At 62.5% G+C, this 12826-nt stretch carries 15 protein-coding genes; 8 read left to right on the top strand and 7 right to left on the bottom strand.

From position 1 onward, the window contains the following. The first annotated feature begins 58 nt into the window (after positions 1–58). Complete coding sequence (locus KZX66_RS15420) at positions 59–1231, top strand: GGDEF domain-containing protein (protein WP_248080789.1); 1173 nt, start codon at positions 59–61, stop codon at positions 1229–1231. Between the two features lie 144 nt (positions 1232–1375). After that, a complete protein-coding gene (locus tag KZX66_RS15415) occupies positions 1376–2173 on the top strand; it encodes a M12 family metallopeptidase (RefSeq protein WP_248080787.1) in 798 nt (265 codons plus the stop codon). Between the two features lie 51 nt (positions 2174–2224). Here the strand turns inward: KZX66_RS15415 and KZX66_RS15410 are convergent, their stop codons facing one another. Both KZX66_RS15410 and KZX66_RS15405 read right to left on the bottom strand, forming a co-directional pair. Beyond that, the gene (locus tag KZX66_RS15410) at positions 2225–2647 is read right to left on the bottom strand and encodes an MAPEG family protein (RefSeq protein WP_248080784.1); all 423 of its coding nucleotides are present in this window, start codon (positions 2645–2647) and stop codon (positions 2225–2227) included. Then, the gene (locus tag KZX66_RS15405) at positions 2640–2945 is read right to left on the bottom strand and encodes a DUF2834 domain-containing protein (protein WP_248080781.1); all 306 of its coding nucleotides are present in this window, start codon (positions 2943–2945) and stop codon (positions 2640–2642) included. Before KZX66_RS15405 ends, KZX66_RS15410 begins: the two co-directional genes overlap by 8 nt. An 83-nt stretch (positions 2946–3028) precedes the next feature. Between KZX66_RS15405 and KZX66_RS15400 the strand changes: the two genes are divergently transcribed. Together KZX66_RS15400 and KZX66_RS15395 are read left to right on the top strand one after the other, a co-directional pair. Next, the gene (locus tag KZX66_RS15400; protein ID WP_248080777.1) at positions 3029–3817 is read left to right on the top strand and encodes a helix-turn-helix domain-containing protein; all 789 of its coding nucleotides are present in this window, start codon (positions 3029–3031) and stop codon (positions 3815–3817) included. Positions 3818–3873: 56 nt separating this feature from the next. Beyond that, positions 3874–5586: an amidase gene (locus tag KZX66_RS15395; protein WP_248080774.1), complete on the top strand. Its 1713-nt coding sequence runs from the start codon at positions 3874–3876 to the stop codon at positions 5584–5586. A gap of 1 nt (position 5587) precedes the next feature. Here KZX66_RS15395 and KZX66_RS15390 read toward each other — a convergent pair whose 3' ends face one another. Both KZX66_RS15390 and KZX66_RS15385 read right to left on the bottom strand, forming a co-directional pair. After that, positions 5588–5827 carry a DUF6434 domain-containing protein gene (locus KZX66_RS15390; protein WP_248080770.1) on the bottom strand — a complete coding sequence of 80 codons (240 nt, stop codon included), beginning with the start codon at positions 5825–5827 and terminating at the stop codon, positions 5588–5590. Positions 5828–5929: 102 nt separating this feature from the next. After that, the gene (locus KZX66_RS15385; protein ID WP_248080768.1) at positions 5930–7255 is read right to left on the bottom strand and encodes a PLP-dependent aminotransferase family protein; all 1326 of its coding nucleotides are present in this window, start codon (positions 7253–7255) and stop codon (positions 5930–5932) included. Positions 7256–7344: 89 nt separating this feature from the next. On the opposite strand from KZX66_RS15385, the gene KZX66_RS15380 reads away from it, so the two are divergent. Further along, entirely contained in the window at positions 7345–8235 is an 891-nt protein-coding gene (locus KZX66_RS15380; protein ID WP_248080765.1) for a DMT family transporter, read from the top strand. Here the strand turns inward: KZX66_RS15380 and KZX66_RS15375 are convergent. Continuing rightward, positions 8232–8789 carry a YceI family protein gene (locus tag KZX66_RS15375; protein WP_248080762.1) on the bottom strand — a complete coding sequence of 186 codons (558 nt, stop codon included), beginning with the start codon at positions 8787–8789 and terminating at the stop codon, positions 8232–8234. The genes KZX66_RS15380 and KZX66_RS15375 overlap by 4 nt on opposite strands. A gap of 195 nt (positions 8790–8984) precedes the next feature. On the opposite strand from KZX66_RS15375, the gene yghX reads away from it, so the two are divergent. Further along, the gene (gene yghX / locus KZX66_RS15370; RefSeq protein ID WP_248080759.1) at positions 8985–9872 is read left to right on the top strand and encodes a YghX family hydrolase; all 888 of its coding nucleotides are present in this window, start codon (positions 8985–8987) and stop codon (positions 9870–9872) included. A gap of 83 nt (positions 9873–9955) precedes the next feature. After that, complete coding sequence (gene ampC / locus KZX66_RS15365; protein ID WP_248080756.1) at positions 9956–11110, top strand: class C beta-lactamase; 1155 nt, start codon at positions 9956–9958, stop codon at positions 11108–11110. Between the two features lie 4 nt (positions 11111–11114). On the opposite strand, the gene KZX66_RS15360 is transcribed toward ampC, so the two are convergent. Next, entirely contained in the window at positions 11115–11267 is a 153-nt protein-coding gene (locus KZX66_RS15360) for a hypothetical protein (RefSeq protein ID WP_248080754.1), read from the bottom strand. Then, positions 11267–11917 carry a polyprenyl synthetase family protein gene (locus KZX66_RS15355; RefSeq protein WP_248080752.1) on the bottom strand — a complete coding sequence of 217 codons (651 nt, stop codon included), beginning with the start codon at positions 11915–11917 and terminating at the stop codon, positions 11267–11269. Before KZX66_RS15355 ends, KZX66_RS15360 begins: the two co-directional genes overlap by 1 nt. A gap of 24 nt (positions 11918–11941) precedes the next feature. Between KZX66_RS15355 and KZX66_RS15350 the strand changes: the two genes are divergently transcribed. Further along, on the top strand, positions 11942–12808 hold the full coding sequence (locus KZX66_RS15350; RefSeq protein WP_248080750.1) for a hypothetical protein: 867 nt from the start codon (positions 11942–11944) through the stop codon (positions 12806–12808). The last annotated feature ends 18 nt before the right edge of the window (positions 12809–12826 follow it).

Genomic DNA, 12826 nt, shown 5'->3' with positions numbered 1-12826 from the left:
GCCTGCACAACGCCTATAATCGCGCGTGTCCACGTCCCTCAGGCAGATTCGGCAGCACATGACACTCGACCCACCCACCATTTTGGCGCTCACCGTGGCCCTTGCGGCTGCGGCCGCGCTCTACCTCACCGTTGAATGGCGCAGCGTGCGTGAACCGTCGCTGCTGCTGTGGAGCGCCGGTTTCGCCACGATCACCGTCGGTTCCACCCTGGCCCTGCTGCGTATCAACGGTTCTCTAGTGATCGGTATCTGGTTTGCCAATGGCTTGCTGGTGACCGCGCACTTTCTGTTTTTACTCGGCGTAGCCCGGTTTACCCAAAGCCGCTTGTCGCCGGCATGGTTCCTGCTGCCCTTGGTCTGGTTCAGCATGCTCGCGCTACCCGCCGACCAGGCATGGTCCAAGGCCATGCTGGCAGTGCAGTCACTGTTGGTCGCCCTGCCCACCCTGCGCGCCAGTTTCCTGTTGCGGCCCCATGGCCGGTCGTTGAGCGTGGGCGCGGTGCAGCTGCGTTTCGTGCTGCTGATTCATGGGCTTTTTTATCTGGCCAAGGCGCTGTCGGTGGTGATCCCCGGCACCCTGATCGACTTGGCCGCATTCAAGGGCGAGATCATCCAGGTGTCCCTGGTGGAAGGCGCCATGGCGATCATGCTGATTGCGTTGTCCATGACCGGCTCCGAGCGCTACCGCCGTGAACAACAGATCGCGCGCCTGGCCGCCCGCGATCCACTCACCGCCCTGTACAACCGCCGTGCCCTCGACCTGCGAGCACCGCGCCTGTTGGCCCAGATCACGCCGGCCCAGCCGGGCGCGCTGCTGCTGATCGATATCGACAACTTCAAATCGGTCAACGACCTCCATGGCCACACCGCTGGCGACCGCCTGCTGATCGCCCTGAGTGAAATGATCCGTGGCATCGTGCCTCGGGGCGCCGTAGCGGCGCGCTTGGGTGGGGACGAGTTTGTGATTTTGCTCAACCAGGCCTCTGCCGAGCAGATCGTTGAACTGGGCAGTGCCTTGCGCGAGCAGTTTCAACACTTGGCTGCGCAAAGCTTCAGCACGCCGCAGCCAGTGACGTTGAGCATAGGCGCGAACCTGTTCGACCAGCCGCCAGCGAGCCTGACAGCGTTGATCGAACAGGGCGATTCGACGTTGTATGAATCCAAACGTGCCGGGCGCGACCGTATTCGGTTGGTGGATCGCACGGTGGGCCGCGCTAACGGCGCATCCTGACAACCGCCGCCTGCGGGGGCGGTGGCCTGCTGCGTTAAGTGGAAGTGGAAGTGGAAGTGGAACTGGATCGTTGATCACACCACAGACTCCAAGCGATTCAACATCAGCCTGGGGCGTGAGCTGCCTTATGAAAGAGGACGATCTGTGATCAACGGTAATTTTGCAATTAATGGGCACATCGATCCGCCGCGCCAAGTACAGCCCCCCACTGAACAACACGACACCACGCCAGTCTCGCGTGCCAAACGCGGCATCGCCAACACAGGCAAGCTATGGCCGCAAAACAGAGTGGTTACGGTCTCCTTCATGGACGTGCCGTCGCGCGCTCGACGCCTTATAAAACAATGCGCCGCCACTTACTCACCGCTGGTCAACATACAATTCAAGTTTGTTAAGGACCCTGACGCTGATATCCGCATATCGACGCACAAGGACATACAAGGGAACTGGTCGTGTCTGGGCACAGACGCCTTGAAAGTGCCCAAACACAAACCCACCATGCACTTCGATATCCAACACACGACTGAAACGATGTTAGCCATGACCGTACTCCATGAATTCGGGCACGCGCTGGGCCTGGAACACGAGCATCAACATCCGGACAGAACCCTGGATTTCAACACGCCGAAAACGTACACCATTTACAAAGACAGTACGGGCTTGGACAAAATAAAGATTTACTTGAATGTCCTTAAAAAACTGAACAGGGCCGAACACACATACTCAGCGTACGACGCCAACTCCATCATGCATTACAACTTCCCCGCCAGCGTGCTCTGGAAGCAAGACGCCACCGGGGATAACTTAGTGCTTTCGGAACAGGACAAAGCGTTTCTGGCGACCCTCTACCCCCTCGCGCCGCCGCCGTCCGAAGACGTCAACACCCTCAAAGAACTGGTCCGTTTTCTGTCCAGCTTGCTGCTTTCCCCGCTCTCGGCATGACGCGGCCAGCCGCACCGGCGTATCTGCAACGCGTTATCGGGCGGGCTCTGTTCAGGCCAGCCGGCCAATTGTCAGCGCGCCAAGCCCGAACAAACACACCACCCCTAGCCCATACGCCAGTGTGCGCCACGGCTGCGAACCGGCCAGGTAAGTCAGCGTGTGCACCAGCCTGGCCAACGTGAAGCCGCCGAAGCACCAGGCTGTCGCCACCGCGGATGTCTGCAGCGCGACGCACAGCCCGCCCAGCGCAAAAAACACGGGGATGTTCTCCAAGTCGTTGGCCCACGCTTTGCTCGCCCGCCCTACCTGCGGCAGCTCGACATCCCGCACAGCGCGCTTGAGGAATGCCGCATCTTCAGGGTTGGTAAACGCCAGCCGCCGAAGGCGGAAAAACCCCTGGTAGCAGGAAACCGCAAACATCTTCAGGCACAGCACCAGCACACACAGGGCATACAAACGCAGCAGCTCATTCATCGCGCACCCCGTTCACCACGAGGTAGAGCAGCGGCCCCACGGACACGAACACGGCCGTCAGCACCAGGTACGGCAGCACCGAAGCAGCCGAACGCCCACGTCGGCGCGTATCGCGGTACATCCACACCCCCGCCAGCGCTGCCATCAAATACAGGTCGATCAGCACTTGCGCGGTGTCCGGCCGTGACATCAGTTCCTGCCCAAAGGCCAGCAGCGATTGCTCGGCCGTCAACATCGTCACCAGGGTGTACAGCGAAAACCCAAGCAGAGCGGCCAGGGCGAGAGAGGATCGTTGCATGGTCTGTTCCTTGACGTGATCGAGGCCCACCTTAGTGATAAGGTCTGGCCCCTCGCAATGACCTCGGAGGTCATGAAAACGTCATGGACACGCGTGCCACCGCCGGCGCACAACTGCGCCAACTGCGCCGACAGGCCAACCTGAGCCAACTCGATCTGGCCTTGCTCACCGGCGTTTCCCAGCGCCACCTCAGCTGCATCGAGACCGGCCGCGCCAAGGCCGGGCCGGGCACGTTGCACACACTGCTGACGGCACTGGAAGCACCGCTGGATCACGCCAACCGCGTGTTCCTCGCCGCCGGTTACGCACCGCGCTACGCCGCCACTGCCCTCGCCTCGCCGGCCATGACCGCGATTCGCGAAGCGCTCAGCCATGTGCTGCACGCCAACAACCCGGCGCCGGCCATTCTGCTGGACAGCGAGTGGCGCGTACTGGCGGCTAACGCCAGCACCGGCGTGCTGTTTGAGTTGGTGGGGATCAAGCCGGACGCGGCCGATGGCCTTAATCTGCTGACCACGCTGCTGCAGGCGGGAGGCCTGGGCGACCACCTGATCAACGCCGAAGAGATCCGCCGCCTGGCCTGGCAGCGGGCGACACGCGAGGCACTGGGCAATCCGGCGCTGGCCGCTGTGCTGGCGAATCTGCCGGTGCCGGCCTGCCCCGAATTGCCCAGCGAATTGCCGCCGCTGGTGCTGACGCGCATCCGTTCAAGCCGGGGCGAGCTGACGTTTCTGTCGACTTTCACCACCTTCGGCATGCCTCAGGACATCACCCTGACCTCGTTGCGTATCGAGCATCTGATTCCCGCTGATGACGCGACCTGGCAGGTGATGCGCGGCGCCTGCGCCGATTATTCCGCGCTGGTTTTGTGAAATATCTGTACGTAGACTGCGGCGATACCACAACTGAAGGCGGCGAAGAAAACGTCATGCAAGTTACCGAAGTCTCCATTGCCCAATTGCGCGCTGCGCTGGAATCCGGCCAGACCACGTCTGTTGAACTGGTCAAGGCTTACCTTGCACGGATCGACGCCTACGACGGGCCGCAGACCGCCACCGCGCTGAACGCCGTGGTGGTGCGCAACGCCCATGCCCTTGAAGAAGCCCAGGCCAGCGATGCGCGCCGTGCCAAGGGCGAAACCCTGGGGCCATTGGACGGCATTCCCTACACCGCCAAAGACAGCTACCTGGTCAAAGGCCTGACCGCAGCGTCAGGCAGCCCCGCGTTTGCCAAGCTCGTCGCCCAACGCGATGCCTTCACCATCGAGCGCCTGCGCGCCGGCGGTGCCATCTGCCTGGGCAAAACCAATATGCCGCCGATGGCCAATGGCGGCATGCAGCGCGGTGTGTATGGCCGTGCCGAGAGCCCGTATAACGCGGACTACCTCACCGCGCCGTTTGCCTCCGGTTCGTCCAACGGTGCCGGTACCGCCACCGCCGCCAGCTTCGCCGCCTTCGGCCTGGCGGAAGAAACCTGGTCGAGCGGGCGTGGCCCGGCGTCCAATAACGGGCTGTGCGCCTATACGCCTTCGCGCGGGGTGATTTCGGTGCGCGGCAACTGGCCGCTGACCCCGACCATGGACGTGGTGGTGCCGTTCACGCGCACCATGGCCGACCTGCTGGAAGTGCTTGAAGTGGTGGTCGCCGAAGACCCGCAGACCCGTGGCGACCTGTGGCGCCTGCAACCCTGGGTGCCGATCCCCAGCGTCGCGCAGGTGCGCCCCACCGCTTACGCCGAGTTGGCCGCCGACAGCAGTGCCCTCGCCGGCAAACGTTTTGGCGTCCCGCGCATGTACATCAACGCCGACCCCGCTGCGGGCACCAGCGAAAAACCCGGTATCGGCGGACCGACCGGGCAAAAGATCAATACCCGCGCCAGCGTGATCGATCTGTGGAACGCCGCCCGCGAGGCGCTGGAAGCCGCCGGTGCCGAAGTGATCGAGGTGGATTTCCCACTGGTGTCCAATTGCGAAGGCGACCGCCCCGGCGCGCCGACGGTGTTTAACCGTGGCCTGGTGTCCAAGGCCTTCCTGCACGATGAGTTGTGGATGCTGTCGGCCTGGGCGTTCGACGATTTCCTGCGTGCCAACGATGACCCGACGCTTAATCGCCTGGCGGACGTGGACGGCCCACAGATCTTCCCCCACGACCCAGGCACCCTGCCCAACCGCGAAGACGACCTTGCCGCCGGCATGGACGAATACGTGCGCATGGCGCAGCGCGGCATCACCCCGTGGAACGAGATCAGCACCCTGCCCGACGGCCTGCGCGGTCTTGAACAAACCCGGCGCATCGACCTGGAGGACTGGATGGACACACTCGGCCTGGACGCCGTGCTGTTCCCCACCGTCGCCGACGTGGGCCCGGCCGATGCCGATGTCAACGAAGCCAGCGCCGACATCGCCTGGAGCAACGGCATCTGGGTGGCCAACGGCAACCTCGCGATCCGCCACCTGGGCGTGCCCACCGTCACCGTGCCGATGGGCGTGATGGCGGATATCGGCATGCCGGTAGGGCTGACGTTTGCCGGACGTGCGTATGACGACTCGGCGTTGCTGCGCTTTGCCTCAGCGTATGAGGCAACCGGCAGCAAGCGTCAGGTACCGCCGCGTACGCCGCCATTGCCTGCCGAGACCCGCTGAGTCAACGCACGCCTGCGGTGGGAGCGACGCCGCTCCCACCGTTGCGGCGCAACCACTCATCCACCACATCGCCCAGAGTCTTGGGCGTTCCGTTGCGAATCCAGGCCATGAACGGCCGGTCGAATTTAAACCTCGGGCCGCAGTGTTCGAGCATGAAACGCCGTACGTTCTGGGTGTTTTTGTAATGGGGCGTCACGGGGGTGACGCGTGTAAGGGGGTCGCTGTGCCAGTTAAAATCCATTTTTTTCTCGGGCAGTGGTTCAGTCGGCAATAGCATAGCGATGTGCCAGATTGCCAGGAAGCGCCAGGACCAATCGGTTGAAATCAATCTGAGCCACGCGGCTCACCACGCCACCACCGCTCGCACCGTCACCAATGCCTCGCACAGCGTCGGCAGGTCCACCGAGCCCAGCGCCAGGCGCAGCGCATGGGGGACGTGGGCCGACACCGCAAAGGGCTCGGCGGTGGACACCGAAATGCCCGCGCGCTGCAAGGTCATCGCCACTTGATCAGCGCGCACTTCCTCCGCCAGGGGTAACCACAAAAAGTACGATGACGGATGGGCGGTGTACGCCAGGCCCTTCAGTACCTGCGCCGCCAACACCTGGCGCGCCTTGGCGTCCTCGCGTTTTTGCGCTTCCAACCGCGCCACCGTACCGTCTTCGAGCCAGGCCACTGCAATGGCACTCATCACGCCGGGCACATTCCAGGTGGTGGCCATGATGCTGCGTTCCAGCGCTTTTACCCAAGCCATCGGCGCCGCGACAAACCCCACGCGCAGCCCGGTGGCGACACTCTTGGAAAAGCCACCGACGTACAGGGTGCGCTCCGGCGCCAGGCTCGCCAATGGGGGTGGCGCGTGTTCGGCCAGGAACGCGTAAGCCGCGTCCTCGATGATCATCAGGTTGTGCTGTCGGGCGATGGCGACGAGTTGCTCGCGCTGCGCCAAGTCCATCACCCAGCCCAGCGGATTGTGCAGCGTCGGCATGCTGTACACCGCGCGCACCGGGCGCTTGCGACACAAGGATTGCAGGCAATCCAAATCCGGACCGGTGGCGCTGACCGGGATCGCGACGATTTCCAGGTGCAGGGTTTCGGCCAGCACCTTGAACCCGGAGTAGGTCAACGCGTCCACGGCAACCACATCCCCGGGCTTGAGCAAGCTCATCAGCGTCACCGCCAGGCCGTGCTGGGCGCCGCTGACCATCAGCACCTGCTCGGCGTCCACCGCCACCCCCCGGCTCAGCAGGTGCCGCGCCACCGCCGCGCGTTCATGCACGCGGCCGGCATGGGGTTGATAGCGCAGCAGCGCTTCGAGGTCGCCGGACAGCGCCAACTGGCGCAAGGCACTGCGCAGCAGGTCAGCCTGGCCCGGCAACGCGGGGTAGTTGAAATTGAGGTCGAGCAGGCCCGCCGCCACCGCCATCTGGCCACCGCCCTGCCCCGGCGGCAGCGAAATCTCGCGAACGAAGGTGCCGCGCCCGGTTTCACCGCTGACCAGGCCCATGGCTTCAAGCTCGGCGTACACACGGGTGGCAGTGGCCAGGGCCAGGCCGTGGCTGGCCGCCAACTGGCGGTGGGTAGGCAGGCGCGTGCCGGGGGCCATTTGCCCTGAACGAATGGCTTGGGCAAACGTGTCGACCAGCGACTTATAACGTGCACGGGGCATCGGCGATGTATCCATGACAATTTTTTGATTGTCTTAATCTTCGGTCCTAGGATGGGCGCCACGCAACCGGACTTTGCAGGTCAACTCCCATGGAACGCACATCCCCCCTCAGCGCCCCGGACAGCAGCACCCGAGGCTGGATCAACGGTTTCATCGGCGTGGTGATTTTCAGCGGCTCATTGCCCGCCACCCGCCTGGCCGTGATGGAATTCGACCCGGTGTTCCTCACCATGATCCGCGCCACCCTGGCCGCCGTGCTGGGCCTGCTTCTGCTGTGGCTGTTCAAGGATAAACGTCCTGCGCACCGCCAGTGGCTGCCGTTGGTGATTGTGGCCCTGGGCGTGGTGATCGGCTTCCCCCTGCTCACCGCCCTGGCCCTGCAATACGTGACCTCCGCGCACTCCATCGTGTTCATCGGCCTGCTTCCTCTGGCCACCGCTGTGTTTGGCGTACTGCGCGGTGGCGAACGCCCGCGCCCGGTGTTCTGGCTGTTTTCGGTCCTGGGCAGCGGGCTGGTGATGGGGTACGCCGTCGCCCAAGGCCTGAGCGCGGCGCCCGCTGGCGATCTGTTGATGCTGTTGGCGGTGCTGGTGTGCGGCCTGGGGTATGCCGAAGGCGCCAAACTGTCGCGCAGCCTGGGCGGTTGGCAGGTGATCTGCTGGGCGCTGGTGGTGGCGTTGCCGGTGGTGTTGCCGTTGAGCCTGCTGCTGGCGCCGTCGAGTGTCAGCGGCATCAGCCTGCCGGCCTGGCTGAGCCTGGGCTATGTCTCGCTGTTCAGCATGTTGATCGGCTTTGTGTTCTGGTACCGCGGGCTGGCCCAGGGTGGCATCGCCGCCGTCGGTCAATTGCAATTGCTGCAACCGTTCTTCGGCCTGGCACTGGCGGCCGGCCTGCTGCGTGAACAGGTGAGCGCAGGCATGGTGCTGGTCACGCTGGCCGTGATCGCCTGTGTGGCTGGGGCGAAGAAATTCGCCCGCTAACGCTGCGGCGCGACCATCTTGAATTTGATGTGGATGTCGTTGGACACCACGCTGTTACCGGCCCACTCCCCCTCGCCGATCTTGAAATCACCGCGATTGAGGTCGAATTCGCCATCAAATATGCCAATACCGTCCAGTTCCTTGAGCACCACTTGCACCTCAACCGGGCGCGTGGTGCCCTTGATGGTCAGGTTGCCGGCGATCTGGAAACGGTTGTTGCCCAGCGCCTTGACCGCGGTTGATTCATACACGCCCACCGGATAGGTCGCCGTATCGAACCAGGACGCGCGTTGCAGGGTGTCATTGGCGTCCTCGCTGCCCGCATTGATGCTGGCGAGCTGAATCTTGAGCATCGCATGGCCCGCCTCGGGCGCCTGGGTATCGAAGCTCAAGGCCCCCTCGAATTCGCCGAACGTGCCATACATACGCTGCCCCAACTGGTCGTAGGTAAAACTGATCTGGCTGGCGGTAGGGTTGACGTCTTTGTACTCCACCGCCTGGGCGCTGGTGATAAGCCCCAGAACAAGGGCAACCGGCAACAATCGTCGTGTCATGCACCGCTCCGCAAAGGTTGGATATATTCCCATCAGGCGCTCGTCCTGCTAAACAGAGTAGCTGCCTGCGCCACAACAATAAGAATAAGGACTTTGCATGCACAACGCTTCCCTGCAAGACACCACCGCCGCCCATGGCCGCGAAGACTGATCCTGGTCTACATTGACTGTCACCGCTACTCGAGGATTGCACCGATGACTCGTCTCACCGCCAAGGACTTCGCCCCCGAACTGCTGGAACTCTACGACGGCTACGCCCATGGCAAGCTCAACCGCCGCGAATTTCTCGACCGCGCCGCGCTGTTCACCTTCGGCGGCCTCACCGCCTCGGCGTTGCTCGCAGCGCTGAGCCCCAATTACGCCCTGGCCGAACAGGTGAAATTCACCGACCCGGATATCATCGCTGACTACATCACCTATCCGTCACCCAAGGGCAACGGTAGCGTGCGTGGCTATCTGGTGCGCCCGGCCAAGGCCACGGGCAAGTTGCCGGCGGTGGTGGTGGTCCACGAAAACCGTGGCCTGAACCCCTATATCGAAGACGTGGCCCGTCGGCTGGCCAAGGCCGGGTTCATTGCCCTGGCACCGGACGGCCTGACGTCCGTCGGCGGTTACCCCGGCAATGACGAAAAAGGCGTGGCGCTGCAACAGACCGTCGACCCCACCAAGCTGATGAACGACTTCTTCGCCGCCATCGAATGGCTGATGCACCACGACAGCAGCACCGGCAAAGTCGGCATCACCGGTTTCTGCTACGGCGGCGGCGTCACCAACGCAGCGGCGGTGGCCTACCCCGAACTGGGCGCGGCGGTATCGTTCTACGGGCGGCAACCCGAGGCCAAGGACGTGCCGCGTATCAAGGCGCCGATCATGCTGCACTTCGGTGAGCTGGACACGCGGATCAACGAGGGTTGGCCAGCTTACGAGCAGGCCTTGAAGGCGGCGGGCACGACCTACGAGGCGTTCATCTACAAGGGCGCCAACCACGGCTTTCATAATGATTCGACGCCACGCTATGACGAAGCGGCGGCAAACCTGGCGTGGGAGCGCACACTGGGCTGGTTTCGCAAGTACCTTGGCTGACGACAACGGTGTGTTTTTCGTAAGATCGACGCTTTCAGAGCCCTACCGCCTAACGAACGAATCACTCGCGAGAAAGCAACAGCATGCCTGAACACCGTCAATTTGCCCTACGCCCTGTCACCGCTTTGATTGCCCTGCTCGCCACTGGCAGCTGCCTGGCCGCTTCCGACCTGCGGGGGTTGGTGGATGCCAGCGTTGAACCCCTGATGCAGCAGCAAGGTATTGCGGGCCTCTCGGTGGCCGTGGTGAACAAAGGCCAGGTGCATTACTTCAACTACGGCGTCGCCGCCAAAGACACCCGGCAACCCGTCACTCAGGACACGCTGTTTGAAATCGGCTCACTGAGCAAAACCTTTACCGCGACCCTCGGCGGTTATGCCCAGGCCACCGGCGCGCTGACACTCACCGACAAGGCCAGCCAACACCTGTCGGCGCTCAAAGGCAGCGCCTTCGACAACATCAGCCTGCTGCAACTGGCCACCTACACCCCGGGCGGCTTGCCGCTGCAATTTCCGAACGCGGCCGACAGCCCCGAGACCATGCTGGGCTACTTCCAGCACTGGAAACCCGCCTACGCCCCTGGCGCTCAACGGCTCTATTCCAACCCGAGCATCGGTCTGTTCGGCTACCTCACCGCGCAAAGCCTGGGCCAGCCGTTCAATGTGGCGATGCAGGACACCTTGCTGCCCAAGCTGGGCCTGACGAACACCTATGTCCGCGTGCCGGCCGACAAGGCCGCGCTGTATGCCCAAGGCTATGACAAGAATCAACAACCGGTGCACGTCGGCCCCGGCGCCCTGGACAGCGAAGCCTATGGCATCAAGACCAGCACCCGCGATCTGGCGCACTACGTCATGGTCAACATGCACCCCGGCACCCTGGAAAAGCCGCTGCAACAAGCCATCGCCACCACCCACACCGGGTATTACACAGTCAACGGCATGACCCAGGCCCTGGGCTGGGAGTACTACCCCTACCCCATCAGCCGACAAGCGTTGATCGACGGCAACTCCACATCGATGGCGATGGAGCCGCACAAGGCTCAGTGGCTGGCCACGCCCCAGGTACAGCCGGCCAATGTGCTGTTCAACAAAACCGGCTCCACCGGCGGGTTCGGGGCGTACGTGGCGTACGTGCCGAGCAGGGACATCGGCGTGGTGATCCTGGCGAACAGGAACTACCCGAACGCGGAGCGGGTGAAGGTGGCCCATGTCATCTTGAGCGCGCTGGACCAATAAGCCGCTACTTGAGCACGCGCTTGTAGTAGTCGTCATCTGGAGCCGGCTGGAAGTGAATATCACGAATAAACACTTCCAACCTTTTGAGCCTGGGCTTGGCGCAATGCTGTCCAATGACGAACAAGTGCTCGATAAGTTGCTTGTACGTCGCGTCCATCAGGGCGCTTGCGCGATCGAGTACACCCGCGTCGCCAAAGGCTCGGACGATCTCGTTCTTTTGTTCAGAGGAGCGCTTTCCTTGGCCAGGGGCTGACCGGCCAGGATCATTAAAAATGACTTTGGCCCACCCTCCAGATCCGTTGCGAATCCTTTTTTTTCGAAGTGCGGAATATGGTTCACATCGCAATAGTCATTGACGTATCGGTAGTAAACGGCCAACTCATACAACAAGGCTTTCAACGCGAGATAAAGTGCTTCATCCACCGGTTTCAAACACTGGCACGCGTTCAATAAAAACACGAAAAAACAGCCCGTATTGGCTTGAGCAATCAGGCGGTATTCCTCCAGCGTCGGCAGCACACTGCCATCACTGACTGACACGTCGAGGTGTTGCCCTATATGCAAGGCTTCGAGGCTGTCCAGGCCGGCGCTCAGGACATCCACATTGCCCAATTCAGCCAGGCGCTGAAGACCGCCCAGGTAACCGTACATCCCGGAGATAATCGCCACCGTCGAACCATACGCCGCCCAAACCGACGGCTGCCCCCGGCGCAAACTGTCACCATCGAACACGTCGTCATGTATCAATGAAGCCGTGTTCATCAGTTCAACCGCCTCACACAGCACACGTGCCTGCGCGGCAGACAACACACTCGCCAATGGCTCAGCCGTATGGGACTGGGCGATACCCCCCACGCGGCCCATCAATTGGATATCTACGTGCCGGGAACTTATGCCGGTTATATGTGGAGTGATGCGCCGGCGGACATCTTGATGATTCTGTCCGACCTGGTGGGCTGGTTCAGTTGCCAGGACGAGTTCGCCGATGAGGACTGTGACGACCCCGAGGTGCTCGAACGAGTGATTCGTGACGTCCACACCCGTGCGTTCACCTCAAACAGCGTGAGCCGCGCGCCCCTGGCCTGCGCACTGGCGGACATCGTGCATAGAGCCCCCCGCCTCATGCCGCCGATCTGGAAGCAACGCGTGGCCGAGCAATATGCAAACTACCTCGCGCCGTGCGCCATCGCACTGATGCATCGGCGGCACCGGACACAGCCAGGTATCGAAGGTTACGAGCACATTTGGCAAAACGCCGGTGGGTTTCAGGTCTGCGTGGAGTTCACGTACCTGGCGCAAAACATCAATTTATCAGCCGAGCTCTACTACAGCCCGCCGTGGCAGGAGCTGCGCAGCCTGGCGCTGAACGTGTTCAAGGCGGTCAACGATGTGCTGTCGTTTCCAATCATGGAAAACCCCGACGAGGACGTTTTCAACCTGCTGACTCATTTCAGGCGCACCCACGGCTATAGCGTGGAGCAAGCAACCCGGATGGTGTCCCAACGCATTGAGCAGTGGGCCGAGCGGTTCGCCCTGGCCCAGGCGGCGCTGCCCGCACGGCTGGCAGCCCTGGGATTTGACGAGCGCAGCCAGGAACAAGCGAGGATCTGCGCCCAGGCCCTGCATAACCAATGGCGCTGCAACATCGCCTGGCATCTGGCGGTGCCGCGTTATCGAGAGATACGCTTTTCTGGCTGAAGCCAAGGTAGCGGTCTT

This window comes from Pseudomonas sp. EYE_354 (assembly GCF_023148575.1).
Classification (GTDB): domain Bacteria; phylum Pseudomonadota; class Gammaproteobacteria; order Pseudomonadales; family Pseudomonadaceae; genus Aquipseudomonas.
This window is presented reverse-complemented; position numbering and strand designations above follow the sequence as displayed.

Bases quoted from the DNA above. Each gene is read 5' to 3' on its own strand.
- KZX66_RS15420 (WP_248080789.1), top strand. From the start codon at position 59: ATGACACTCGACCCACCCACCATTTTGGCGCTCACCGTGGCCCTTGCG.
- KZX66_RS15410 (WP_248080784.1), bottom strand. From the start codon at position 2,647: ATGAATGAGCTGCTGCGTTTGTATGCCCTGTGTGTGCTGGTGCTGTGC.
- KZX66_RS15405 (WP_248080781.1), bottom strand. From the start codon at position 2,945: ATGCAACGATCCTCTCTCGCCCTGGCCGCTCTGCTTGGGTTTTCGCTG.
- KZX66_RS15400 (WP_248080777.1), top strand. From the start codon at position 3,029: ATGGACACGCGTGCCACCGCCGGCGCACAACTGCGCCAACTGCGCCGA.
- KZX66_RS15395 (WP_248080774.1), top strand. From the start codon at position 3,874: ATGCAAGTTACCGAAGTCTCCATTGCCCAATTGCGCGCTGCGCTGGAA.
- KZX66_RS15390 (WP_248080770.1), bottom strand. From the start codon at position 5,827: ATGGATTTTAACTGGCACAGCGACCCCCTTACACGCGTCACCCCCGTG.
- KZX66_RS15385 (WP_248080768.1), bottom strand. From the start codon at position 7,255: ATGCCCCGTGCACGTTATAAGTCGCTGGTCGACACGTTTGCCCAAGCC.
- KZX66_RS15380 (WP_248080765.1), top strand. From the start codon at position 7,345: ATGGAACGCACATCCCCCCTCAGCGCCCCGGACAGCAGCACCCGAGGC.
- KZX66_RS15375 (WP_248080762.1), bottom strand. From the start codon at position 8,789: ATGACACGACGATTGTTGCCGGTTGCCCTTGTTCTGGGGCTTATCACC.
- yghX (WP_248080759.1), top strand. From the start codon at position 8,985: ATGACTCGTCTCACCGCCAAGGACTTCGCCCCCGAACTGCTGGAACTC.
- ampC (WP_248080756.1), top strand. From the start codon at position 9,956: ATGCCTGAACACCGTCAATTTGCCCTACGCCCTGTCACCGCTTTGATT.
- KZX66_RS15360 (WP_248080754.1), bottom strand. From the start codon at position 11,267: ATGGACGCGACGTACAAGCAACTTATCGAGCACTTGTTCGTCATTGGA.
- KZX66_RS15350 (WP_248080750.1), top strand. From the start codon at position 11,942: ATGGGACTGGGCGATACCCCCCACGCGGCCCATCAATTGGATATCTAC.